At 72.1% G+C, this 23,585-nt stretch carries 23 protein-coding genes; 7 read left to right on the top strand and 16 right to left on the bottom strand.

The window, feature by feature from the left end:
• Positions 1–33 precede the first annotated feature (33 nt).
• The 4 genes from ACFWQG_RS01720 to kynU are packed head-to-tail and all read left to right on the top strand — an operon-like array spanning position 34 to position 4,011.
• Positions 34–843: an enoyl-CoA hydratase gene (locus ACFWQG_RS01720; protein ID WP_378505829.1), complete on the top strand. Its 810-nt coding sequence runs from the start codon at positions 34–36 to the stop codon at positions 841–843.
• Positions 844–886: 43 nt separating this feature from the next.
• Positions 887–1,753 (top strand): tryptophan 2,3-dioxygenase, encoded by an 867-nt coding sequence (locus ACFWQG_RS01715; protein WP_378505828.1) that lies wholly within the window; start codon positions 887–889, stop codon positions 1,751–1,753.
• Between the two features lie 21 nt (positions 1,754–1,774).
• Positions 1,775–2,794, top strand: coding sequence for a hypothetical protein (locus ACFWQG_RS01710; protein WP_378505827.1), 1,020 nt, complete (start codon positions 1,775–1,777; stop codon positions 2,792–2,794).
• Positions 2,795–2,826: 32 nt separating this feature from the next.
• Positions 2,827–4,011, top strand: coding sequence for a kynureninase (kynU, locus tag ACFWQG_RS01705; RefSeq protein WP_378506045.1), 1,185 nt, complete (start codon positions 2,827–2,829; stop codon positions 4,009–4,011).
• A 30-nt stretch (positions 4,012–4,041) separates the two neighbouring features.
• On the opposite strand, the gene ACFWQG_RS01700 is transcribed toward kynU, so the two are convergent.
• From ACFWQG_RS01700 to ACFWQG_RS01650, 11 genes are all read right to left on the bottom strand, one after another.
• Positions 4,042–4,413, bottom strand: a complete 372-nt coding sequence (locus ACFWQG_RS01700; RefSeq protein ID WP_378505826.1) for a YrdB family protein — start codon at positions 4,411–4,413, stop codon at positions 4,042–4,044.
• Entirely contained in the window at positions 4,410–5,435 is a 1,026-nt protein-coding gene (locus ACFWQG_RS01695; protein WP_378505825.1) for an NADP-dependent oxidoreductase, read from the bottom strand. Before ACFWQG_RS01695 ends, ACFWQG_RS01700 begins: the two co-directional genes overlap by 4 nt.
• 45 nt (positions 5,436–5,480) lie before the next feature.
• Positions 5,481–6,878, bottom strand: coding sequence for an acyl-CoA synthetase (locus tag ACFWQG_RS01690; protein ID WP_378505824.1), 1,398 nt, complete (start codon positions 6,876–6,878; stop codon positions 5,481–5,483).
• A gap of 21 nt (positions 6,879–6,899) precedes the next feature.
• Positions 6,900–7,853, bottom strand: coding sequence for a proline dehydrogenase family protein (locus tag ACFWQG_RS01685; protein WP_378505823.1), 954 nt, complete (start codon positions 7,851–7,853; stop codon positions 6,900–6,902).
• Position 7,854: 1 nt separating this feature from the next.
• Positions 7,855–9,498 carry an L-glutamate gamma-semialdehyde dehydrogenase gene (pruA, locus tag ACFWQG_RS01680; RefSeq protein ID WP_378505822.1) on the bottom strand — a complete coding sequence of 548 codons (1,644 nt, stop codon included), beginning with the start codon at positions 9,496–9,498 and terminating at the stop codon, positions 7,855–7,857.
• 222 nt (positions 9,499–9,720) lie between these two features.
• Complete coding sequence (locus ACFWQG_RS01675) at positions 9,721–10,686, bottom strand: alpha/beta hydrolase (protein ID WP_378505821.1); 966 nt, start codon at positions 10,684–10,686, stop codon at positions 9,721–9,723.
• Entirely contained in the window at positions 10,683–11,771 is a 1,089-nt protein-coding gene (dapC, locus tag ACFWQG_RS01670; protein WP_378506044.1) for a succinyldiaminopimelate transaminase, read from the bottom strand. Before dapC ends, ACFWQG_RS01675 begins: the two co-directional genes overlap by 4 nt.
• 25 nt (positions 11,772–11,796) lie before the next feature.
• Positions 11,797–12,120 (bottom strand): ferredoxin, encoded by a 324-nt coding sequence (gene fdxA / locus ACFWQG_RS01665; protein ID WP_027502985.1) that lies wholly within the window; start codon positions 12,118–12,120, stop codon positions 11,797–11,799.
• Between the two features lie 101 nt (positions 12,121–12,221).
• Positions 12,222–13,004, bottom strand: a complete 783-nt coding sequence (locus ACFWQG_RS01660; protein WP_378505820.1) for a hypothetical protein — start codon at positions 13,002–13,004, stop codon at positions 12,222–12,224.
• Positions 13,001–15,550 carry a bifunctional FO biosynthesis protein CofGH gene (locus tag ACFWQG_RS01655; protein WP_378506043.1) on the bottom strand — a complete coding sequence of 850 codons (2,550 nt, stop codon included), beginning with the start codon at positions 15,548–15,550 and terminating at the stop codon, positions 13,001–13,003. Before ACFWQG_RS01655 ends, ACFWQG_RS01660 begins: the two co-directional genes overlap by 4 nt.
• 81 nt (positions 15,551–15,631) lie before the next feature.
• Positions 15,632–15,814, bottom strand: coding sequence for a hypothetical protein (locus ACFWQG_RS01650; RefSeq protein WP_378505819.1), 183 nt, complete (start codon positions 15,812–15,814; stop codon positions 15,632–15,634).
• Between the two features lie 83 nt (positions 15,815–15,897).
• Here ACFWQG_RS01650 and ACFWQG_RS01645 point away from each other — a divergent pair, with 83 nt between their 5' ends.
• The 3 genes from ACFWQG_RS01645 (at position 15,898) to ACFWQG_RS01635 (ending at position 18,649) form a co-directional block, all read left to right on the top strand.
• Positions 15,898–16,407, top strand: a complete 510-nt coding sequence (locus ACFWQG_RS01645; protein WP_378505818.1) for a PH domain-containing protein — start codon at positions 15,898–15,900, stop codon at positions 16,405–16,407.
• A gap of 101 nt (positions 16,408–16,508) precedes the next feature.
• Positions 16,509–17,948: a PH domain-containing protein gene (locus ACFWQG_RS01640; protein ID WP_378506042.1), complete on the top strand. Its 1,440-nt coding sequence runs from the start codon at positions 16,509–16,511 to the stop codon at positions 17,946–17,948.
• Positions 17,949–17,968: 20 nt separating this feature from the next.
• Complete coding sequence (locus ACFWQG_RS01635; protein WP_378506041.1) at positions 17,969–18,649, top strand: uracil-DNA glycosylase; 681 nt, start codon at positions 17,969–17,971, stop codon at positions 18,647–18,649.
• A 16-nt stretch (positions 18,650–18,665) separates the two neighbouring features.
• Here the strand turns inward: ACFWQG_RS01635 and ACFWQG_RS01630 are convergent, their stop codons facing one another.
• The 5 genes from ACFWQG_RS01630 to ACFWQG_RS01610 form a co-directional block, all read right to left on the bottom strand.
• Positions 18,666–19,088 (bottom strand): hypothetical protein, encoded by a 423-nt coding sequence (locus ACFWQG_RS01630; RefSeq protein WP_378505817.1) that lies wholly within the window; start codon positions 19,086–19,088, stop codon positions 18,666–18,668.
• Between the two features lie 32 nt (positions 19,089–19,120).
• Positions 19,121–19,276: a hypothetical protein gene (locus ACFWQG_RS01625; protein WP_378505816.1), complete on the bottom strand. Its 156-nt coding sequence runs from the start codon at positions 19,274–19,276 to the stop codon at positions 19,121–19,123.
• A gap of 61 nt (positions 19,277–19,337) precedes the next feature.
• On the bottom strand, positions 19,338–20,702 hold the full coding sequence (locus ACFWQG_RS01620; protein ID WP_378505815.1) for a glutamate decarboxylase: 1,365 nt from the start codon (positions 20,700–20,702) through the stop codon (positions 19,338–19,340).
• Positions 20,703–20,774: 72 nt separating this feature from the next.
• Positions 20,775–21,659 carry an N-acetyl-1-D-myo-inositol-2-amino-2-deoxy-alpha-D-glucopyranoside deacetylase gene (gene mshB, locus ACFWQG_RS01615; RefSeq protein ID WP_378505814.1) on the bottom strand — a complete coding sequence of 295 codons (885 nt, stop codon included), beginning with the start codon at positions 21,657–21,659 and terminating at the stop codon, positions 20,775–20,777.
• Between the two features lie 4 nt (positions 21,660–21,663).
• Complete coding sequence (locus tag ACFWQG_RS01610; protein WP_378505813.1) at positions 21,664–23,478, bottom strand: ABC transporter family substrate-binding protein; 1,815 nt, start codon at positions 23,476–23,478, stop codon at positions 21,664–21,666.
• Positions 23,479–23,585: the final 107 nt, after the last annotated feature.

The raw sequence follows: 23,585 nt of genomic DNA, 5'->3' as shown, positions 1-23,585 counted from the left end.
ACATCGATAACCCGTTCCCGAACAGGAGTTCCCGTGAGTTTCGTTCTCGTCGAGCGGCCCCGTGAGCACGTCGCGCTGGTCACCCTGAACCGGCCCGAGCGGATGAACGCGATGGCGTTCGACGTGATGATCCCGCTGAAGGAAACCCTCGAGGCGATCAGCAACGACAATTCGGTGCGCGCGGTGGTGCTCACCGGCGCGGGCCGCGGCTTCTGCTCCGGCGCCGACCAGACCTCGGCGGGCCCGATCCCGCACACCGACGGCCTGACCCGGCCGACGATCGCGCTGCGGTCGATGGAACTGCTCGACGAGGTGGTGCTGACGCTGCGGCGCATGTACCAGCCGGTGATCGCCGCCGTCAACGGTGCGGCGATCGGCGGCGGCCTGTGCCTGTCGCTGGCCGCGGACATCCGCATCGCGTCCACCGAGGCGTACTTTCGCGCGGCGGGCATCAACAACGGCCTGACGGCAAGCGAACTGGGCCTGAGCTACCTGCTGCCGCGGGCCATCGGCTCGTCCCGCGCCTTCGAGATCATGCTGTCCGGGCGGGATGTCGACGCCGCCGAGGCCGACCGGATCGGCCTCGTCACCCGGCTGACCGGGCCGGAGGATCTGCTCGACGAGTGCTTCGACCTCGCGCAGCGGATCGCGTCGTTCTCCCGCCCCGGCGTCGAGCTGACGAAACGGACCCTGTGGTCGAGCCTGGACGCGTCCTCGATGGCCCAGCACATGAACCAGGAGGGCCTCGGTCAGCTGATGATCCGGCTGCTGACCGACAACTTCGAGGAGGCGACCGTCGCCCGCAGGGAGAAGCGGGAGCCGGTGTTCCGCGACCGCACATAGCTCCCGTCTGGACGCGCCGGGCAGAGTACGGCAGGGTCGGGGCATGGGCGACCGAGACGTCGACACCGGCAACATCCGACCCATCGAGTCGGGCATCGTCACCGACTTCACCGACCGGATGAGTTACGGCTCGTACCTCGACCTGGGCACCCTGCTCGGGGCGCAGCATCCGGTCAGCGTCCCCGAGCACCACGACGAGCTGCTGTTCATCGTCGCCCACCAGACCAGCGAGCTGTGGCTGAAGCTGACGCTGCACGAACTCGCTGGCGCGAAGTCGGCGCTCGCCCGCGACGACATCGCGGTGGCGTTGAAGTGCATCGCGCGGGTCAAGCACATCCAGCGGTCGCTGACCGAGCAGTGGTCGGTGCTCGCGACGCTGACCCCGACCGAGTACTCACAATTCCGCGGGTTCCTCGGCAACGCATCGGGTTTCCAATCGTTCCAGTACCGGGCCGTGGAGTTCATCCTGGGGAACAAGAACGCGGGCATGCTGCCGGTGTTCGAGTCCGCCCCCGCCGCGCACGCCCTGCTGTCCCGGCTGCTCGACGAACCGAGCCTGTACGACGAGTTCTGGCGGCACCTGCACCGCGCCGGGCTGCCGGTCCCGGAGTCGGCGCTGCACCGTGACGTCCGGGCGCCCTACGCCGCCAACCCGGATCTGCTGCCGCTGATCCGGGGCGTCTACGAGCATCCCCACGACCACTGGTCGGCGTACGAGTCGTTCGAGGAACTGGTCGACCTGGAGGAGAACTTCCAGCTGTGGCGGTTCCGGCACCTGCGGACCGTGCTGCGCATCATCGGCACCAAGCCCGGCACCGGCGGGTCGAGCGGGGTGGGGTTCCTGCAGCGCGCCCTGGATCTCACGTTCTTCCCGGAACTGTTCGCGGTCCGCACCGAGGTGGGACGGTGAACCGGTGACCGGGATCGGACGATGACGACCATCGCGGTGCGGGAGGCCTGGATCGGCCGGTGGACCGGCCCGACCCGGTTCACGCTGCGCGGCGGCCGGATCGGATCCGACGCACCCGAGCGGCCCGCCGACCCGGCGACCGACCTCCCCCTCGACGGCACCCTCTTCCCCGGGTTCCGCGACGCGCACGTGCACCTCAACCTCGTCGACGCCCGTGCCCTGTTCGCTGGCGGTCTCGACGAGGTGCACGACCTCGGCGCCCGGCTCGACGCGGCCGCCAGCTGGCGGCGCGGGGATCCGCCGCCCGGGCTGCCGCGGATCAGGTTCGCCGGGCAGTTCCTCACCGCACCCGGCGGCTACCCGAGCGACCGGGCCTGGGCGGCAGCCGGATCGGTCCGGGAGGTCACCGGGCCGGACGATGCGGACGCGGCGGTCACCGAGCAGGTCTGTGTCGGGGCGGATTTCATCAAGGTCACGGTGAATTCGGCGGCGGGGCCTGTGTTCGACGACGACACCCTTGCCGCGGTGGTGGCGGCCGCGCACCGGCTCAGCCGCAGCGTCGTCGCGCACGCCGAGGGCGACGGTCAGGCGGCCCGGGCGGTCGCCGCGGGCGTCGACGTCCTCGCACACACGCCGTGGACCGAACGACTCGGCGACGACCTGATCCGCGCGGCCGCCGCCTCGATGCGCTGGATCAGCACCCTCGCGATCCACGACGGCGCCGACCGACTGTGCGCGGTCGACAACCTGCGCCGCTTCCACGCGGCGGGCGGACGCGTGCGCTACGGCACCGACCTCGGCAACGGCGACCTGCCGCTCGGCGTCAATGCGGCCGAGATCGCGGGGCTGTTCGACGCCGGGCTGACCCGAGCCGAGGTCCTCGCCGCGTTGATCGACGGCGACGCGGCCGCACGGTTCGCCGCCGGGCCGCGACGGATCTGCTGGGTGCCCGGTGTCCCGCCACCCGACGACCGCGACTTCGCCACCTGGCTGACCGGCTCCCGGGTGGCCACCGGCACCGACCTGGAGGAACCGCAGTGACCATCGACGACCTCGCCGCCGCAGCACACGCCATGGACGCCGCCGACCCGCTGCGCGACTGCCGCGCGCTGTTCCACGGCATCGACGAGTCCGACGTGGTGGCCTACCTGGACGGCAACTCGCTCGGCAGGCCGACGATCGAGGCGACCGAGGCGATCACCGCTGCCGTCACGCAGTGGTCGGGGCGGTTGATCCGCGGCTGGGACGAGCAGTGGTTCGACCTGCCGCTCACGATCGGCGATCGGCTCGGCCAGGTCCTGCTCGGTGCGGCGCCGGGCCAGACCACGATCGGCGACTCGACCACCGTGCTGCTGTACAAGCTGGCGCGCGGCGCCCTGGCGCTGCGGCCCGGCCGCACCGAGATCGTGCTCGACACCGACAACTTCCCTACCGACCGATACGTCCTGGAGGGGATCGCCGCCGAGGTGGGCCTCGAGTTGCGATGGATCACCGTCGATCCCGCCGCAGGAGTGGAGGCGGACGCGGTCCGCGACGCGGTCTCCGACCGGACCGCCCTCGTGGTGCTCAGCCATGTCGCGTACCGGTCGGGGTTCCTCGCCGACGCCGAGTCGATCACCCTGGCCGCGCACGCCGCGGGTGCTCTGGTGCTGTGGGATCTGTGCCATTCGGTGGGCAGTGTGCCCATCGAACTCGACGCCTGGGGTGTCGACTTCGCGGTCGGCTGTACCTACAAGTACCTCAACGGCGGTCCCGGCTCGCCCGCCTTCGGGTACGTGCACGCCGCGCACCAGGAGGCGTTCCGGCAGCCGATCTGGGGCTGGATGGGACGCCGAGATCCATTCGAGATGGCCGCCGGTTACGTTCCCGCCGAAGGGATTCGGCGCCTGATCAGCGGCACCCCCGCGGTGCTCGGGATGATCGCGATGCGGTCGACGATCGACCTGATCGACCGGGTCGGCATCGATGCGGTGCGGGCGAAGTCGATTCGGCTGACCGAGCACGCGCTCGACCTGTGCCGCGACCTCGTTCCCGGGGCCCGCGTCGGCTCACCGCTGGACCCGGCCCGCCGCGGCGGGCACGTCACCCTCGACCATCCCCGCTTCCGCGAGGCGCTTCCCCGCCTCTGGGATCGCGGGGTCCTCCCCGACTTCCGGGCCCCCGAGGGACTGCGGCTGGGACCGAGCCCGCTGAGCACCTCGTACACCGAGGTGCTCACCGGGGTCCGCACGATCGCCGAGGTGCTCGCCGACCCGTGACCGGTCAGTGCCCCCGCGACCCGTGACCGGTCAGTGCCCCCGCGACTCGCGCCGCGCCAGCGCCCCGAACACCCCGGCCGCGGCCGCGAAGAACACCGCCCCGACCCACGGCGCGAGGACGGCCGACGCGAGCACCCCGGTGACCGCGAACAGCGCAACCTGCACGACGAGGCGGCGCGGGTTGGGCAGTCGCCGGGTCGAGGTCGGCGCCATCCACACCGCCCAGATTCCGGCCGCGACGACGGGCAGCGCGACCGCGGCCAGCATGCGCACCGGGGTGGAGTCGCCGATCGCGGCGCCGGTGAGCGCAAGCACGGTCAGCATCGTCAACTCCAGCAGGAACGACGCCGCAGCCAGCGGCCCGACCGCGACGTCCGGGCGTCCGCTCGCGGTGTCGGTCACGACGCGACCCGGATCAGCAGCTTCCCGAAGTTCGCGCCGCGCAGCAGCCCGGCGAACGCCGTCGGCGCGTTCTCGATGCCGTCGACGACGTCCTCCCGGTACCGGACCTGCCCGTCCCGCAGCCACGCCGCCATCTCCGCGAGGAAGTGCACGTAGTGGTCCTTGACGAACTCCGACTGGATGAACCCGCGCACCGTCAGGCTCTTGGTCAGGATCCGGCTCATCAGCGCCGGCGCGTGGTCCGGCCCCGGCGGTGTCTCGGTCGCGTTGTACTGAGCGACCAAGCCGCACACCGGAACCCGCGCGTAGGTGTTGAGCAGCGGCAGTACCGCATCCCACACCGCGCCGCCCACGTTCTCGAAGTAGACGTCGATGCCGTCGGGGCAGGCCGCGGCGAGCTGGGCAGCGAAGTCGGGGGCGCGGTGGTCGACGGCGGCGTCGAAGCCCAGCTCCCTCAGGTGGGCGACCTTCTCCGGCCCGCCCGCGATACCCACCGCCCTGGCACCCTTGATCCTCGCGATCTGACCGACCGCGGACCCGACCGGCCCGGTGGCGGCCGCGACAACGACGGTCTCCCCGGGCCGCGGCTTCCCGATCTGCAGCAGCCCCGCGTACGCGGTGAACCCCGGCATGCCGAGCACACCGAGCGCCGTCTCCACCGGCGCCGCGGCGGGGTCGAGCCTGCGCACGTGCGCGGCGTCGGCAACCGAATGGGTCTGCCACCCCGAGAACGACAGCACCACGTCACCGGCCGCGAAGCCGGGTGCGCGCGACTCCAGCACCCGGCACACGGTGCCGCCGACCATGACCGCGCCCAGCGGCACCGGCTCCGCATAGGACTCCGCCTCGCTCATCCGGCCCCGCATGTACGGATCGAGGGACAGGTACAGCGTCTCGAGCAGCAGCTGGCCGTCGCCCGGCGTCGGGACCGGCCCCGATTCGACTCGGAAATCGGTGGGCTTCGGCTCGCCAACGGGACGGGACGCGAGCACGATTCGAGTGTTCTCGGCAGGCAGGCTCATCCTGCCGAGGCTAGTCCGCCGCCCCTCGCCCCGCACGGGACGCGCTCAGCCGAGCAGCGTCTTCTGCACCTTCCCCATCGCGTTGCGCGGCAACGCGTCGACGACGCGGATCTCGCGGGGCCGTTTGTGCGCGGACAGGTCGCCTGCGACGTGCGCGATCAGCGCGTCGGGGTCGACGCCGTCGCCGACGACGAACGCGACGATCCGCTGCCCGAGATCGTCGTCGGGCAGCCCGATCACGGCGACCTCGGTGACGCTCGGATGCCCGAGCAGACTGGCCTCGACCTCCCCGGCACCGATCCGGTAGCCGCCGGACTTGATCAGGTCGGTGGACTCGCGACCGACGATGCGGTGGACTCCGCCCGCGTCGATGGCGGCGACGTCACCAGTGATGAACCAGCCGTCCTCCGTCCAGGAGGCCGCGGTGGCGTCGGGCCGATTCAGGTAGCCGTCGAACAGCATCGGCCCGCGCACCTGCAGGCCTCCGATCGACTCGCCGTCGTGCGCGGCCGGCAGCCCGTCCTCCCCCACGATGCGGGTCGTCACGCCCTCGACGGGCACCCCCACCCAGCCGGGCCGCCGTTCGCCGTCGACGCGGGTGGACAGGGTGATCATCGTTTCGCTCATCCCGTACCGCTCGATCGGGGTCAGCCCGGTCAGCGCCGTGATCCGCTCGAAGACCGGTACCGGCAGCGGCGCGCTGCCGGAGACCAGCAGCCGCGCCCCGGCAAGGGCCCGCGCCGACTCCGCGTCGCCGGCGATTCGCGACCACACCGTCGGCACCCCGAAGTACAGGGTGCCGCCTGCTGCGGCGTACGCGGCGGGGGTCGGGGTTCCGGTGTGCACGAGCCTGCTGCCGACCCGCAGCGCCCCGAGCACACCGAGGACCAGGCCGTGGACGTGGAACAGCGGCAGCCCGTGCACGAGGACGTCCCGCTCGGTCCACTGCCACGCCTGCGCGAGCCCGTCGAGCCCGGCCGCGATCGCCCGGCGGGACAGCAGCACGCCCTTCGGTGCGCCGGTGGTGCCCGAGGTGTAGAGGATGAACGCGATCGACGCCGGGTCGGGTTCGGGGTGGGTGTGCCAATCCCTGGCGTGCAGCCGCACCGGGACGACGGGCAGCGTCGTCCCCTCGGGGGCAGCCCCGAGCCACGCCTGCGCACCGGAGTCGGTGAGGATGTGGTCGCGTTCGGCCTGCCCCGAGTCCGGCGGCACCGGCACCACGGTGACACCGGCGAACAGGCAGGCCACGATCGCCACAACGGTGGACGCGGTCGGTTCGGCGAGCACCGCGACCCGCCGCGCCCCGGCCAGCCTGCGGGCCAGCGCGCCCGCACCACCGACGAGGTCACTGCGGGAGAGGACCTGGCCGTCGATCGTGACGGCGTCGGGGACATCGTCGCCTCGGGCGACGGCAAGGGGGTTCAGCGAACGCAGCAGCACGCCCGCCAGCCTGTCACACTCCTACGCCCGGCTCACCAGCTGACGCATGAAGAAGGTGAGGTTCGCGGGCCGCTCCGCCAGCCTGCGCATGAAGTAGCCGTACCACTGGCCGCCGTACGGGACGTACACCCGCACCCGCGCACCGGTGCCCGCCAGCCGCCGCTGCTCGACGTCGCGGATGCCGTAAAGCATCTGATGCTCGAACCGGTCAGCTCCGCGACCCGCGCGCGCCGCCGCGGCCCGGGCGGCCTCGATCATCGCCGGGTCGTGGGTGGCGACCATCGGGTATCCCGCTCCGTCCATCAGCGTCGCCAGGCACCGCAGGTACGACGCATCCACCTCCGCCACGGTCTGGTACGCCACCGACGACGGCTCCCGATATGCGCCCTTGCACAATCGGATTCGGGACTGCGGACCTGCCAGGTCGCGGCAGTCCCCCGAGGTCCGCCGCAGGTAGGCCTGCAGCACCGTCCCCAGCGAGGGGAAGTCGCGGCGCACCTCGGCGACGATCGCGAGGGTCGAGTCGGTGGTGGTGTGATCCTCCGCGTCGACGGTCACCCACACCCCCGCCGCCTGCGCGGCCTCACACAGGGCGCGCGCATGGTCGAGGGCGATCCGGTCCCCGTCCCCGGGCAGCGCCCGACCTAGCGCGGACAGCTTCACCGACACCTCCAGCCGGCGCGGCTCCGACCCGCCCGCCTGCGGCAGATCACCGAGTTCGCCTAGCAGCGCTCGGTATTCGTCGACGGCCGCGCGAGCCTGCGCGCGGTCGACGGTGTCCTCCCCCAGGTGGTCGACGCTGACCGACAGGCCCGAGTCCAGCAGTGCGCGCACGACGTCCGACGCCTCCGCCCTGCTCTCGCCCGCAACGAACCGGGTGACCAGCGACCGGGTGCCGGGGGCGTGGGTGATCGCCGACCGCACCCGGGGTGAGCGTGCCGCGGCCAGGATCGCCGGGCGCAGCGGGTTGGCCACCTCATGCCTCCGGGCCCATGTGCGGGTAGCGGTGGTCCGTCGGCGGCACGAACGTCTCCTTGATCGTGCGTGCCGACGTCCAGCGCAGCAGGTTCAGCGGCGACCCCGCCTTGTCGTTGGTGCCGGACGCCCGCGCACCGCCGAACGGCTGCTGGCCGACCACCGCACCGGTGGGCTTGTCGTTGACGTAGAAGTTCCCCGCGGTGAATCGCAGTGCCGCCGAGGCCCGTTCGACGGCCGCCCGATCATCGGCGATCACCGACCCGGTGAGGGCGTACGGCGCGGTCCGGTCCACGACACCGAGCAGGTCGTCGAACGCGGCGGGCCCGGCGTCGTCGTAGACGTGCACCGACAGGATCGGCCCGAAGTACTCGGTGGCGAAGGACTCGTCGCCCGGATCGTCGGCGAGCAGCACCGTCGGCCGGACGAACCAGCCGACCGCGTCGTCGTGGGTGCCGCCGACCGCGACCTTCACCCCCGCCGCGCCACGGGCCCGCTCAATGGCCGCGACACTCTTGTCGTAGGCGGCCCGATCGATCAGCGCCCCACCGAAGTTCGCGAGGTCGGTGACGTCACCATAGGCGAGTTCGTCGACCTCGGCGAGGAAGTCCGCGCCCATCTCGTCCCACACCGAGCGCGGGATGTAGGCGCGGGACGCGGCGGAGCACTTCTGCCCCTGGTACTCGAACGCCCCGCGGATCAGGGCCGTGCGCAGCACATCCGGGTTCGCGGACGGGTGCGCGACGATGAAGTCCTTGCCGCCGGTCTCCCCCACCAGCCGCGGATATCCGCGGTAGCGGCCGATGTTCGCACCGACCTCCCGCCACAGGTGTTGGAACGTCGCGGTCGAACCGGTGAAGTGGATGCCCGCCAGCCTCGGATCACCCAGCACCACCTCGGACACCGCGACACCGGACCCGGTGACCAGGTTGATCACCCCCGGCGGCAGGCCCGCCTCCTCCAGCACCTTCATCGTCCAGTAGGCCGCCAGCGTCTGGGTGGACGCCGGCTTCCACACCACCGTGTTGCCCATCAGCGCGGGTGCGGTGGGCAGGTTGCCCGCGATCGCGGTGAAGTTGAACGGGGTAACGGCGTAGACGAATCCCTCGAGCGGGCGGTACTCCATCCGATTCCACACCCCCGGACTCGAGGCGGGCTGCTCGGCGAGGATCTGCCGCGCGAAGTGCACATTGAACCGCCAGAAGTCGACGAGTTCGCACGGGGAGTCGATCTCGGCCTGCTGGACCGACTTGGACTGCCCGAGCATCGTTGCGGCAACGAGGGTTTCACGCCACGGCCCGGACATCAGGTCCGCAGCGCGCAGCAGGATCGCGGCCCGCTCATCGAACGGCAGCGACCGCCATTCGGGGGCAGCGGCGACCGCCGCGGTCACGGCCGCGTCGGCGTCCTCGTGGGTGGCGCCGGTCAGGGTGCCGAGCACGGCGGCATGCCGGTGCGGCTGGACGACGTTGACCCGCTCGCCCCGCCCGAACCGGTGCACGCCGCCGATCACGTGCGGCAGGTCCGCGGGCGCCCCGGCCAGTTCGGCGAGCTCGGAGGCGAGGATCGTGCGCTCACGGCTGCCCGGCGCGTAGGAGTGGACCGGCTCGTTGACCGGCGAGGGAACCGACGTGACGGCATCCATGCTGCCTCCTGCCCGCGGTGACGCTGCAGGGGCGGTACCCCGGCAACGAGGAACTCCGCCCCCAGGCTAGCGCAGGAGCGGAGCCTGCGGAGCGACCGGAAAGCAGGAGCGGAGCCTGCGGAGCGACCGGAAAGCAGGAGCGGAGCCTGCGGAGCGACCGGAAAGCAGGAGCGGAGCCTGCGGAGCGACCCGAGGCAGCAGGAGCGGAGCCTGCGGAGCGACTCAGTTCTTGATCTCGCGATGGTCCCAGGCCGGGTCTGCCAGGAACTGCGGCGCGGGCCCGGTGAACGCGCGGGCCGCCTCGTCGTCGCCGCGCAGGGTGTGGTCGAGCCAGGCGGTGAGGTAGCCGCGGAACCCGCCCCCGTCGCGGGGCCAGGTGTGTGCGGTGCCGAGCAGTCTGCCCCGCGTCGCCGGGCCGGGGACGGCGTCGAAGTAGCCCTGTTGCGCGGCCGCGGTGGACACGGGATCGGCCGCGCCGGTGAGCAGGAGGACCGGGCCGGTGAGCGCGGCGGTGTCGATGGCGTCGGTCGGCTCGGTGACCCACATCGGGTCGGGCAGGTTCAGCAGCGCGGTTGCGGTGATCCGGCCGTTCGACCGGGTGGTGGCGTTGACCGCCCCACCCGCCCCCTGGGAGTGGCCGAGGGCCGCGATGCGGGTGACGTCGAGCCGATCGTGCAGCGCACTGTCCGGGTCGGTGTCCAGCGCGAGCACCTCGTCGAGGGCGTCGAGCATCTCGGCCCCGTCACCGGTGTCGCAGCTGTTGGCGACGACCACGACGAAACCCCAGGACGCCAGGTGCCGCAGCAGCGTCTCGTACTGGCGTGAGGTGGCGTGACTGCCGTTGCCGAACGTGACGACCGGGTGCCGGACGCCATCGCCATCGCCGTCGCTGTCGCTGTCGCCGTCGTTGTCGCGGACCGGGTGGAACACCTCGTACCGGGTGCCGGGGGGCGGCCCGTCGGACGGTGCCGGGTCGTCGCCGCTCGGCCAGATGTCGCGGCAGCCGGGCGCCGCGCCCGGTGCCGCAGCGGCGGCCACCTGCCACGGACCGGGTTCGGCATAGCGCGCGGACACCGGCACCGCCGCTGGTGATGCCGCGGGAACGCCCGCGGCAGCGAGCGGGACCGCGGCGACGGCGACGGCCGCCGCGAGCACCGCGGCGCGGAGCAGGAATGGGCCTCGGGTCATCCGGCGAGTCGAGCGGCAGCGGCGGCGATGCGCTCGTCGGTCTCGGTCAGCGCCATCCGTACGTGGCGCCTGCTACCGGGGCCGTAGAAGTCGCCGGGGGCGACCAGGATGCCGCGCTCGGCGAACCAGTCGACGGTGTCGCGGCACGCCTCCTCCCTGGTCAGCCACAGGTACAGCCCGGCCTCGGAGTTGTCGACGGTGAACCCGGCTTTCCGGACGGCGGCGAGCAGGGTCTCGCGGCGCCTGCGGTACCGCTCCCGCTGCTCGTTCTCGTGGTCGTCGTCGCCGAGCGCGGCGGTCATCGCGGCCTGCACCGGCAGCGGCACGATCATGCCCGCGTGCTTGCGGACCTCGAGCAGTTCCGCGACGAGCGCCGGATCGCCGGTGACGAAGCCGGCGCGATAGCTGGCCAGGTTCGACGTCTTGGACAGCGAGTGCACGGCAAGCAGGTTCGTGTGGTCGCCGTCGCAGACCCGCGGGTCGAGCACCGAGTAGGCGTCGGCGTCCCAGGTGAGGCCCAGGTAGCACTCGTCCGACACGACGATCGCGTCCCGGCTGCGGGCGAACTCGACGACCTTGCGCAGGTGGTCGATGCCGAGCACCTTGCCGGTCGGATTCGACGGGGAGTTGATGAAGATCAGTTCGGGCCTCTCCGGGCCGAGCCGGGTCAGCCCGTCCGCCCGCAACACCCGGCACCCGGCGAGCAGCGCGCCCACCTCGTATGTCGGGTACGCGACCTCGGGAATGACCACCAGGTCGCCCGCGCCGAGGCCGAGCAGGGTCGGCATCCAGGCGATCATCTCCTTGGTGCCGAGCGCGGGCAGCACCGCGGCCGGGTCGATCCCGGTGACGCCGTAGCGCCGCGCGAGGGCCGCGCTCGCGGCCTCCCGCAGCGCGGCGGTGCCGTGCGTCGTCGGGTATCCGGGAATCGCGGACACCGAGGCGAGGGCCTCCCGGATCAGCGGGGCGACCGGGTCGACGGGGGTGCCGACGGACAGGTTGACGATCCCGTCGGGATGCGCCTGCGCCGTCGCCTTCGCGTCGGCGAGCGAATCCCAGGGGAAGTCCGGCAGACCGCGCGACACGGCATTGCGGGGCACGGTCAGCGCCTCAGTGCTCGCCCATGGGGGGCAGCGCCTTGATGAACGGCGGGTCGTAGTCGACCTTGCCGAGCTTGGCGGCGCCGCCGGGCGAGCCGAGGTCGACGAAGAAGTCGACGTTCGCGGAGACGTACGCGTTCCACTGGTCCGGGACGTCGTCCTCGTAGAAGATCGCCTCGACCGGGCAGACCGGCTCGCAGGCACCGCAGTCCACGCACTCGTCGGGGTGGATGTACAGCATCCGGCCACCCTCGTAAATACAGTCGACGGGGCACTCCTCGATGCATGCCTTGTCGAGCACATCCACGCACGGTTCTGCAATCGTGTAGGGCACTGCCGCTGCCTTTCTGACACGGACCTCTGATCGGGCGCACGTCGCGCACCAGGGTTACCAGTATCACCCCTGCCCGAGAGGAAGACCGGCTTAGGGTGCCCTCAGACGGTGGTGGCGCCCCTGGCCCCGCTGCCCGCGACGGCGGTGCGCACGGTGTGCCCGTCGACCCATCGTTTCCCCTGTACCGCCGCGTCGAACAGGGCCCCCCGCTCCCCGAGGTAGTCGGCGATCGCGCCGACGAGCGGCAGGTGCCCGAGGGCCCGCCACGGTCGGGACGGTTGCGGCCGCCGCTGCAGTTCACCGGGAATCGCCCGCAGCACCCGAGCGGTCTGCCACATGCCACCGAGCGCGGCGAGCGGCCGCCATCCGCGCGGCTCCTCGTCCCGCTCCCGCTGGTCCGCGGTGAGCAGGGTGCGCGCGTCGATCTCCCTGCGGCACAGCACCGACGCAAGCAGCTCCACCTGCGCGGTCCGATCCGTCACGCCCAGTTCCCTGGCCACCGCAATCAGCACCAGGGTCTGGTTCGCGAACCCGAGCAGGTCCTGCAGCGGCAGCCGCTTCGCGACCGGGCCGAGCACGCCGGGGAACGCGACCACGATCGTGTTGAGCAGCCCCAGCCGGGTCAGCCACCAGCGGGCGCGCCGCTCGTCGCTCGCCTGCTCCCACGCCGCGGTGCCCGGCAGCTCCGCGACGTCGAGCAGCCAGGCGGCGCCGTCGAGCACCCGGTCCAGCGGGCCAGCGCCCTGGGTTGGTGGCACGAAGGTGCGGGCCTTGATCCCGAACGGGTCCGCCGACGCCAGGTCCAGGACCGGGTTGACGCCCCACGCCGCCCGGTCCAGCACCGCGACGACCCGCGCGTCCCCGATCGGATCACGCTCGCTCATGACACCACCACCCTCGCCTCGTCGGTCCGCTCCGCGTACCCGGTCGTGCGTTCCCTGGCCGGTCTGCCGATGCCCTCGGCGATCGCCCGCAGTTCCGCGACGGTCTTTTCCGAGCCGTGCTGGGAGCCGGCCATCCTTGAGATCGTCTCCTCCATCAGGGTCCCGCCGAGATCGTTGGCGCCGCCCTGCAGCATCGCCCGGGTGCCGTCGATGCCCAGCTTCACCCAGCTGGTCTGGATGTTGTGGATCCGACCGTGCAGCATCACCCGGGCCAGCGCGTGGGCGGCCCGGTTGTCGCGCATCGTCGGGCCGGGACGGGACGCGCCAGCGAGGTAGAGCGGCGACGACTGGTGCACGAACGGCAGCAGCACGAACTCGGTGAAACCGCCCGTGCGGTCCTGGATTCCGCGCAGCACGTTCAGGTGCCCGACCCAGTGGTGCGGCTGATCGACGTGCCCGTACATCATCGTCGAACTCGACCGCAGACCCACCTCGTGCGCGGTGCTGACCACCTCGATCCAGGTGCTGGTCGGCAGCTTCCCCTTCGTCAGCACCCAGCGGACCTCGTCGTCGAGGATTTCCGCGGCCGTGCCGGGAATGGTGTCGAGGCCGGCGGCGCGCAGTTCGGTCAGCCAGTCCCGGACGGACTGCCCGCTGCGGGAGGCGCCGTTGACGATCTCCATCGGCGAGAACGCGTGCACGTGCATCGACGGAACCCGCTGCTTGACCGCGCGAACCAGGTCGGCGTACCCGGTGACCGGAAGTTCGGGGTCGATGCCGCCCTGCATGCACACCTCGGTCGCGCCAGCGACGTGCGCCTCCCACGCCCGGTCCGCGACCTCGGCTGCGGACAGCGTGAACGCGTCCGCATCACCCTTGCGCTGCGCGAACGCGCAGAACCGGCAGCCGGTGTAGCAGATGTTGGTGAAGTTGATGTTCCGGTTCACCACGTAGGTGACGTCGTCGCCGACGGCGTCGCGGCGCAGGGTGTCGGCGAGGGCGACGAGGGCCTCGAGCCCGGCACCCTCCGCGGTCGCGAGCGCCCGGTAGTCGTCGTCCGAGCATCCCGCCGGATCGGCCTCGGCGTTGCGCAGCGCGGTCAGCACGTCGGAGTCCACCCGCTGCGGGGCACTGAGCGAGAGCACCTGCTCACGGACCGTCTCCCAGTCGCCGAACGCGCTGCCCAGGTCGGAGCGGGTCTCGGTGTTGCGGCCGTCGGTGTCGATCTCGGTGTTCAGGTCGATGCGGCCGCTGGAGGACCAGGTCTCGTCCGGTTCCTGCCACGGCAGCCCGGACGGGATCGCGTCGGGGCGGGCCAGGCCGGTGCCGGGGTCGGCGAGGGCCTGCACGTGCCCGGCGATCCGCGGGTCGATCCACGGGGAACCCGCGAGCACGTACTGCGGTTGCGCGGCGGTCCGTTCGACGAGGGTGTATCCGGCCTCGGCGGTGATCGCGGCGAGGGTGTCGAGGTTCGGCCACGGCCGCTCCGGGTTGACGTGGTCCGGGGTCAGCGGCGACACCCCGCCCCAGTCGTCGACGCCCGCCGCGATCAGCGCAAGGCACTCGTCGCCGGAGACCAGGTTCGGCGGGGACTGGATCCGCATCGCCGGGCCGAGCACGAGCCGGGTGACCGCGATCGCGGCGCGGTACTCGTCGATCCCGGCATCCGGACGCTCGCGCATCGCGGTGTCATCCTTGGCGAGGAAGTTCTGCACGATCACCTCCTGGACGTGCCCGAACGCCTTGTGCGACTTGCGGATCGCCATGATCGTCTCGGCTCGTTCGGTCATCGTCTCGCCGATCCCGACCAGCAGCCCGGTGGTGAACGGCACCGACAGCCTGCCCGCGTCGGTGAGGGTGCGCAGCCGCACCGCCGGATCCTTGTCGGGGCTGCCGTGGTGGCACTGCCCCTTCTCGGTGAACAGCCGGGTCGCGGTGGTCTCCAGCATCATCCCCATCGACGGGGCGACGGGCTTGAGCCGGGAGATCTCCTCCCAGCTCAGCACGCCGGGGTTCAGGTGCGGCAGCAACCCGGTCTCCTCGAGCACCCGGATCGCCATCGCCCGCACGTAGTCCAGGGTGGAGTCGTAGCCGCGGGACTCCAGCCACTCCTTCGCCTCCGGCCACCGGTCCTCCGGCCGGTCCCCGAGCGTGAACAGGGCCTCCTTGCAGCCGAGTTCGACGCCGCGCCGCGCGATGTCGAGGACCTCGTCCGGGTCCAGGTACATGCCGTGCCCGTCGGCGCGCAGCTTGCCCGGGACGGTGACGAACGTGCAGTAGTGGCACCGGTCGCGGCACAGCCGGGTCAGCGGAATGAACACCTTCCGCGAGTAGCTGACCGTCCGCGGCCTGCCTGCGGCCTCCAGCCCGGCGTCCCGCACCCGCGCCGCCGAGTTGCATAGATCCTGCAGGTCGGCGCCGCGCGCGTGCAGCAGCACGGTCGCCTCGTCGACGTTGAGGGTCGCCCCGTCCCTGGCCCGACGCAACGCGCGCCGCATGGCAGATGCCGCAGGCGCCGCAGTCGGCATCGTCGGAGCGGGCAGCATCGAAGCGGGGGCGTGGTCGTCAGCAGTCACGCCGTCGATCATGCGCCATCGTCGGAGACCTACGCCAGAGCAGGTGCCGCGCTAGCGCGGGTACTCCTCGTCGTCGGGCACGTCCCGCGACTGCTCGACCGCATCGGCCTCGTCGACCTCCCTGGTGCCGACGGTCTCGAGCGTCGCGGACTGTTCGCGCTCCTCGTCGGGCAGCGCCGGGTCCTGTTGAGCAGCCCGATCCGCTTCCGCCATCTCGTTGTCGAGTCGATCCACCGGACGCTCCTTCCGCTCCCTCCCAGGCTAGGCCACATCGTGGCGTGCGGGCGGTGCACCGCCCGATGCGGCAGGGTGGAGGGGTGAGCACTCCCCCGACCGCCGTCGTCACGATGGCCGATCCGCGGTGGCGGCCGTCGCGCCGGGCACCGCTGCTGTGGGCGCTCGGCGCCGCCCTGGGGTGGGCGGCGGTGTTCGTCGCCCAGATGGTGTGGGGGTTCGTGGACCGGGCGTGGACGACGTGGCCGCATGTCGCGGTGTTCGCGGCGACCGCGCTGGCGGCGGTGGCCCACGTGTTCGTCGTCCCGCGGTGGCGGTACCGGGTACACCGGTGGGAGATCAGTGACACGGCCGTGTACACCCGGACCGGCTGGTTCACCCAGGAACGCCGGATCGCGCCGATCTCCCGGATCCAGACCGTCGACACCGAACGCGGCCCCCTGGAACGGATGCTCGGCCTCGCGACCGTCACCGTCACCACCGCGTCGTCGGCTGGCGCGGTGCGGATCGAGGCCCTCGACTCCGGGGTCGCCGACGCCGCCGTCACCCGCCTGACCGAGATCGCGGGCCGCAATGTCGGTGACGCGACGTGACCGGGCCGCACCCGGCGCACGGGGCCGCGCCGCCGGAGGACTCGGGACCCGCCGCCCTCGCCGCCGAGGAGGAGCAGCCGTGGCTGCGGCTCGACACCCGGATGCTGCTGGTGCATCCGGTGACCGAGGCGGTCAAGTTCCTTCCGGTGCTGCTGGTCTCGTTGATTCTCGGCAGTCAGAGCGGCAACCACCTGTGGGGGCTTGCTGCGGTGGCGGCCCTGGTCGGGGTCGCGATCGCACGGTGGCTGACCACCAGCTACCGGATCGGCCCGGTGCACGTGCAGCTGCGGACCGGGGTGGTCGAGCGGAAGCTGCTCTCCATCCCGCGCAACCGGATCCGGTCGGTCGACGTAGAGGCAGGCCCGCTGCATCGGATCCTCGGCCTGGCGGTGGTGCGGATCGGGACCGGGCAGCGCGCCGAGAAGGCAGGTCGGACCGCGCGATTCGAGCTCAACGCCCTCGATGCCCGGGTGGTCCCGGCACTGCGGGAGGCGCTGCTGACCCGGCACCCCGATCCGGCACTCCCCGACGGACCGGCGGAGGTCGCGCCGCCGCCCGCGGTCGAGATCGCGCACTGGTCCCCGACCTGGGTGCGGTACGCCCCGCTGTCGATGACCGGGGTGCTCACGGTCGCCGCCGCGGTCGGGTTGGCGTTCCAGTACGGGATCGGTGAGCGGCTCGCGAACGCCGACGCGGTCGCCGCTGGCCTGCAGTGGCTGCGCGGTCTCGGGGTCGTGGTCATGGTCGGCGTCGGGGTGGTCGCGCTGCTGGTGATCGCGAGTGGCCTCGCCTGCATTCGCTACCTGCTGGCGTTCGGCGACCTGCGGGTCACCGACGACGGGCACGTGCTGCACGTGAGCCACGGCCTGCTCCGCACCCGGCAGACCACCCTGGACCGGGCACGGCTGCGCGGCACCAGCCTCCGCGAGCCCCTGCTGCTCCGGCTCGCGGGGGGCGCGCGCCTCGACGCGGTGATGACCGGGGTGTCCACCGAGCGGCGACATTCGTCGATGCTGCTTCCGCAGGCCCCGCGCGGCGACGCGCTGCGCATGCGGCACCTCGTGCTGGGTCGGGGGCTCGACGGCGTGACCCTCGCGCGGCACGGCGGCGCAGCACGGCGCAGGCGGTACACCCGGGCGTTGGTCCCGCTGGCGGTGGTCGCCGCCGGGGCCGCGGTGGCCGGGGCGGTCGGCGCCCCGATCCGGTGGCCGGTGTGGGCGGGGATCGCACTGCTCGCGGTCGCCGCTGCGGCACTGGCGTACGACCGCTACCGCGGGCTCGGGCACGCGACCCCGCCGGGGCGGCTGGTGACCCGCAGCGGTTCCCTCGATCGCAGCACGCACACCCTTGACGCGAACGGGATTGTCGGATGGACCGTACGGCAGACCTACTTCCAGCGTCGCGCCGGTGTCGCCACGGTGATCGCCGCGACCCCGGCGGGCATCGGCGGCTACCAGGTCCTGGACCTGCCAGCCGATCGGGCATGGCCACTGGTGGAGACGGTGACGCCCGGCGGCTGCGACGTCTGGGCGCGCCGGTGAGGTACCCGACCCTGGCGGACATGGACGCCGACCTGATCGACTGCCGGCGCTGCCCGCGTCTCGTCGAGTGGCGGGAGCGGGTGGCGCGGGAGAAGCGGGCCGCGTTCCGTGACGAAACCTATTGGGGACGTCCGGTTCCCGGGTTCGGGCCACCCGACGCGGCGCTGCTGATCGTCGGGCTGGCGCCCGCCGCGCACGGCGGGAACCGCACCGGGCGGATGTTCACCGGCGACCGCAGCGGCGACGTCCTGTACGCCGCGCTGCACGCCGTCGGCCTGGCGAACCAGCCGACCGCCGTGTCCCTCGACGACGGGCTCGCGTTGCGCGGCACCAGGATCACCGCACCCGTGCATTGCGCGCCGCCGGACAACAAGCCCACCCCCGTCGAGCGGGACACCTGCCGCCGCTGGCTCGACGAGGAGCTGCGCCTGCTGACGCCGACGCTGCGGGCGGTGGTGGTGCTCGGCGGATTCGGGTGGCGGGCGTTGCTGCCGGTCCTGGCCGACGCGGGCTGGACGGTGCCGCGCCCGCGCCCGACGTTCGGCCACGGCGCGCACGTCGAGTTGGCAGGCACACGGCCGCTGCACCTGTTCGGCAGCTATCACGTCAGCCAGCAGAACACCTTCACCGGCCGGCTCACCCCGACGATGCTCGAGACCGTTCTCGCCGACGCCGGACGCGCCGCGGGGCTACTCCCCTGAGCCGCACCCCCGCGGGTCAGCGGCGTGCAGCCTGCCCGCGTTCGACCGCCGCGGCGGCGCCCCAGGTGAGCAGCAACGCGACCGCGGGGACCACGCCGGCGACGAGCAGGAGCATCGTGCGCCAGTCGGCGATCAGCAGCGAATCACCGCCGGGGCCGCCAACCATGCACATCAGGAACCCGAGGAACCAGCCCGCGAGCGGGAGCGCGTACCGCGCGGGGCGGTCGGTCACCGTGCGGGCCCCGACCAGCAGCGCGATGTTGACGACCGCGGCGGCCAGCGCGCTGATCGGGAACGGGACCGACCCCAACCGGGCTGGCAGGAAGAGCACCGCGAGGATCGCGGTGAGGAACCCGTCGAAGACCAGCAGGACGAGAACGACTCGATCAAGGACGCCGGTGCCTGCGGCGCGCTGGGTTGGGGCGGATCCGACGGTCATGACCGACAATCGTAGGCGGCTCGCCGGTCCCGTCAGGGCACCGGCGGATACCCGAGCATCGTCAGCAGATGCGACTGCATGTCAACGAACCCGTACAGCGCGTTCATGTACATCTCGTGATGCACCTGCGCGTTCGGCCGCAGCGAGTCCACGAACGCGACGATCTGGTTCTGGACGCTCCAGTTCACCCGGGCACCTCCCCCACCCCTAGCGGTATGACGTGCATCACAGCATAGGCGCTCGGGGTGATCAGTGGTGGAACGCCGTCCGTTCGCTGTCGTCCGGGGTGCCGTGCCGCAGCCGCTGCAGCGCCGTCTCGATGTCGGCAGCGAGCAGCGCGATCGCGTCCCGGGAGATGCCGTGCCGCACCAGCACCCGTTGCACGACGGTGGCCTCCCGGTGCGGCGGCAACGGGTAGGACGGCACCTGCCATCCCCGGGCCCGCAGCGCGTCGCTGAGGTCGTATAGCGAGAAGCCGGCCGTCGCGGGATCGGTGAGGGTGTACGACACCGCGGGCAGGCCCCCGGTCCCGTCGTAGAGGATCGTGAACGGACCCATCTCCCGGATCCGCTCGGCGAAGTACTGGGCGGTGTCCGCGCAGTTCTGCTGGATCTGCCGGTACCCCTCACGGCCGAGGCGCAACAGCAGGTAGTACTGGGCGACGATCTCGCCGCCGGGCCGGGAGAAATTCAACGCGAAGGTCGGCATGTCACCGCCGAGATAGCTGACCCGGAACACCAGGTCCTCGGGCAACCGGTCGGCGCTGCGCCAGACCGCCCAGCCGACACCGAGCGGCGCGAGACCGTACTTGTGCCCGGACGCGTTGATCGATGCCACCCGGGCAATCCTGAAGTCCCACACCAGTTCCGGCTGTACGAACGGGGCGATGAATCCACCGCTTGCCGCGTCGACGTGAATCGGGACGTCCCAGCCGTGTTCCTGCTCGATCGCATCGAGTTCCGCCGCGATCTCCGCGACCGGCTCGTAGTTGCACGTGTAGGTGACCCCGAGAATCGCGATGACCCCGATCGTGTTCTCGTCCACGTACTCACGCAGTTGGTGCGGCAGCAGGCCGGTCGCCCCCTCCTCGAGCGGGACCTGGCGCAGCTCCACGTCGAAGTAGCGGGCGAACTTCTCCCAGCACACCTGGACCGGGCCGCAGACCAGGTTCGGCCGATCCGTCGGCCTGCCTTCGTCGCGGCGCCGTTCCCGCCAGCGCCACTTCAGCGCCAGCCCGCCGAGCATCGCGGCCTCGCTCGACCCGGTCGTCGAGCAGCCGACCGTGGTCCGGCCGTCCGGCGAGTTCCACAGATCCGCGAGCATGTGGACGCAGCGGGACTCGATCTCCGCGGTCTGCGGGTACTCGTCCTTGTCGATCATGTTCTTGTCGAGGCAGTCGTTCATCAGCCGGTGCACCTCGTCCTCGGACCAGGTCGAGCAGAAGGTCGCGAGGTTCTGCGAGGAGTTCCCGTCCAGCGCCAGCTCGCCGCGGATCAGCGCAAAGGCGATCCGCGGATCCGACGCACCTTGCGGCATTTGATATTTGGGGAGGACCGCCTCGCTGAGCGGTGTCGCATAGATGTCGACGTGATCCCCGACCCGGTGCAGCGCCATCGGTCCGTGTCCCTCCGTGGGTGAAACACACACTGTGGAAACCGACCACAGCCTAACCCGGGAGGGACGGCCTCACACGCCGGAGAACAGATCCCGCTCGCGCCCGTCCGGGCCGGTCTCGCCGCGCTCGCCACGGACCAACACGTAGTGCTCGTCCACCAGGATCGGCTGGACGATGCTGTTGGACAACGCGTATTCGGTGCGACTCGGCGCCACCGTGACCTGGGTGGCGTGCGCCTCGAACGCGGCGACCTTCGCGGGCAGGTGCGCGCGGACGTCGATGGTGGTGGTCACCGACTCGTCCGGCACGCACGGCAGTTCGCCGGGCTCCGGCAGCCGCCACGTCGCCGGGACCTCGGTGATGCACCCGAGTCCCTCGGCCAACGACGACTCCTCGGTGACCGTCCAGTACAGCTTGGCGACGTCCCACGGCTGCCCGCCCGCGGAATGCTCCGGCGCGGCGGCGGCCTCGACCGCCGCCGTGACCACCTCGTGCACCCGAATGTGGTCGGGGTGACCGTAGCCGCCGTTCGGGTCGTAGCAGACCACGACCTGGGGGCGCCGCTCCCGGATCACCTCGACCAGCGCGCCGACGACCTCGTCCCGGTCCGCGTTCACAAAGGCGCGCGGATTCGCCGCCGCCGGGGTCCCGGCCATGCCGGAATCCCGCCACCGCCCGGCCCCGCCGAGGAACCGGGGCGCCGCGACCCCGAGCCTGCCCAGCGCCGAGGACAGTTCGAGGATGCGGTAACCCCCCAGCTGATCGGCGCGGTCCGCGACCAGCCCGGCCCAGGTGTCGCCGATCACCTCGCCCTCCTCCCCGAGCGTGCAGGTCACGACCGTGACCTCGGCACCCGCTGCGGCGTAGCGGGCGATGGTTCCGCCCATGGTGAGGGTTTCGTCGTCGGGATGGGCGTGCACGACGAGCAGTCGCGCGTCCCCAGCGTTCGTCGTCATCAGTTCAGTTCCTCGACCACTCCGCGACATCACTGAAGATGCCGACTCCCGTCGCCCCGGTCAGCGACACACCATCCACGTCCGGACCCGCGGCGACGACGGTGGTGTCCTGCAGGACCGGAAGCACCGTCGCCAACTCCCACAGTCGGGGTTCGGCCTGCGCGATCAGCTGCCCGACATCGCCGATCCCGCGCAGCGCGTCGTCGATCCCCTGCTGCAGGGTCGGGTCACACAGTCCCGAGACGTTGCTCGGTGCAGCGGGATTCGGCTCGGTGTTCTCGTCCGTCGGCTCGGCGTCCTCGTCGGTCGCCGACCCGTCGGGGTCGGGGTGACCCGTCGCTGTCGGTGCGGGCACGTCGTCGGTTTCCGCCAGCGGCTCCGGCACCGGACCGGCGGGCAGCGGGCAGCCGTACCGGGACGCCAGCGCCGTCGCCGGGTCCGACCCGGCCCTGGTCCAGCCGACCACCGCGTCCACCCGGCCGTCGATCAGCGCCCGACCGTACAGCTCCTCCGCACGCATCGTCGTCACGGTCACCGTGGCTCCGGCACCGCGCCACTGATCGGCCGCCGTGTTCGCGACCGCGATCGCGGTGTCGTCACCCGCCGTGGCCCCGATCGTCAGGGTCATCGGGGCGCCGTCGCGCACGAGCTGCCACGCCCCGTCCGGGTCCGTCGGATCCACCGGCTCGTGCAGCCACCCGGATTCCGCGAGCAAACCGAGCGCCTGCTCGCGTCCCAGCGGCGGCGGCGCCGTCGGGGCGTAGCCGGGCGCGGACGGCGCAAGCACCTGGGCCCGCGCCACGCTCGCGTTCGCGCCCGTCGGGGTGCCGACGGCGGCGAGCAGGTCGGGGTCGACCAGGCCGAAGAGCCCGCGCCGCACCCGCTGGTCGGACACCGTCGGGGTGCGGCCGTTGAGGGTCACGTCCAGCACCCGCGGCTGCGGCGTCGTGCCGGACCGGACGCCGGGGACCGCACCGAGCTGCGCCTGCAGCGTGCCCGCGCCCCGAACCTGGACGACCTGCGCGTCACCGGAGCGGATCGAGTCGGTGAGCTGCGCGTTGGACCCACCCCGCCGCAGCAGGACCTGGTCGGCGACGGCCGGGCGACCCCAGAACCGGTCGTTGCGTTCGAGGAGAATCTCGTCGCGACCCCGGTCAACGCTCTTGATGTGGAACTGTGCGCCGGACACCGGGATGTTCTCGGCCAGCCCGCGCGCGAAGCCGCCGGGGGTGTCCTTGACCAGATGCGACGGCAGCAGGTCGGTGAACAGCTCACGCCACGCCGGATAGGGGGCGCGCATCGTGACCGTGACCGTCTTGCCGCCCGCCGACGAGGCGACGTCGTCGATCAGCGCGTAGCCCGCGGGGTCGACGACGCCCGGCTCGCTGATCATCTGCTGCCACAGGTAGCGGAAGTCCTCGGCCGCGATCGGTGCGCTGTCCGACCACTGTGCCTCGTTGCGGAGCTGGTAGGTGACCGTGAACGGGGCCTGCGCGGTGACGTCCGCCGACACCAGCAGCGACTCGTCCGGCGCCCAGTCGGTGCCCCCCGGCACGGTGGCGCTCGGGACCGGCCGGAACGGGCTCGGCAGCACCATCGACGTGACCGCGGCGTTCACCGGGGACTGGTCGGAGAGCAGGTGCGGGTTGAAGCCCTGACCGATCTCGTCGATCGCGACAACGACGGTGTTCTTCGTCGGGACCGTCGTGGTGGGTTTCGGGCTGTCCGTGCTCTCCACCGGCGGCGGCGGATTCGCGGTGCAGCCGGCGAGCACGAGCCCCGCGGCCAGCACGGTCGCGATCGGCAGAATCCCTCGCACTCACCCGTCCCTTCGGTCTGCGGCTACGCCGACCGTGGGGGGGGGGGGGACCGAACGGGGGGGGGAGCAAAAAAGAGGGGGGGAAGGGAAAGCCCCACGAGGGAGTT

The sequence above is a fragment of the Rhodococcus sp. NPDC058532 genome (genome assembly GCF_042719255.1).
Lineage (GTDB): Bacteria > Actinomycetota > Actinomycetes > Mycobacteriales > Mycobacteriaceae > Rhodococcus_G.
This window is presented reverse-complemented; position numbering and strand designations above follow the sequence as displayed.

Excerpts from the sequence above, each read along its gene's own strand:
- ACFWQG_RS01710 (WP_378505827.1), top strand. The coding sequence starts at position 1,775 with ATGACGACCATCGCGGTGCGGGAGGCCTGGATCGGCCGGTGGACCGGC.
- pruA (WP_378505822.1), bottom strand. The coding sequence starts at position 9,498 with ATGGATGCCGTCACGTCGGTTCCCTCGCCGGTCAACGAGCCGGTCCAC.
- kynU (WP_378506045.1), top strand. The coding sequence starts at position 2,827 with ATGGACGCCGCCGACCCGCTGCGCGACTGCCGCGCGCTGTTCCACGGC.
- ACFWQG_RS01675 (WP_378505821.1), bottom strand. The coding sequence starts at position 10,686 with ATGACCCGAGGCCCATTCCTGCTCCGCGCCGCGGTGCTCGCGGCGGCC.
- ACFWQG_RS01715 (WP_378505828.1), top strand. The coding sequence starts at position 887 with ATGGGCGACCGAGACGTCGACACCGGCAACATCCGACCCATCGAGTCG.
- ACFWQG_RS01620 (WP_378505815.1), bottom strand. The coding sequence starts at position 20,702 with ATGGCGCTGCACCGGGTCGGGGATCACGTCGACATCTATGCGACACCG.
- ACFWQG_RS01695 (WP_378505825.1), bottom strand. The coding sequence starts at position 5,435 with ATGAGCCTGCCTGCCGAGAACACTCGAATCGTGCTCGCGTCCCGTCCC.
- ACFWQG_RS01635 (WP_378506041.1), top strand. The coding sequence starts at position 17,969 with ATGGACGCCGACCTGATCGACTGCCGGCGCTGCCCGCGTCTCGTCGAG.
- ACFWQG_RS01655 (WP_378506043.1), bottom strand. The coding sequence starts at position 15,550 with ATGCTGCCCGCTCCGACGATGCCGACTGCGGCGCCTGCGGCATCTGCC.
- ACFWQG_RS01640 (WP_378506042.1), top strand. The coding sequence starts at position 16,509 with ATGCTGCTGGTGCATCCGGTGACCGAGGCGGTCAAGTTCCTTCCGGTG.
- mshB (WP_378505814.1), bottom strand. The coding sequence starts at position 21,659 with ATGACGACGAACGCTGGGGACGCGCGACTGCTCGTCGTGCACGCCCAT.
- ACFWQG_RS01630 (WP_378505817.1), bottom strand. The coding sequence starts at position 19,088 with ATGACCGTCGGATCCGCCCCAACCCAGCGCGCCGCAGGCACCGGCGTC.
- ACFWQG_RS01660 (WP_378505820.1), bottom strand. The coding sequence starts at position 13,004 with ATGAGCGAGCGTGATCCGATCGGGGACGCGCGGGTCGTCGCGGTGCTG.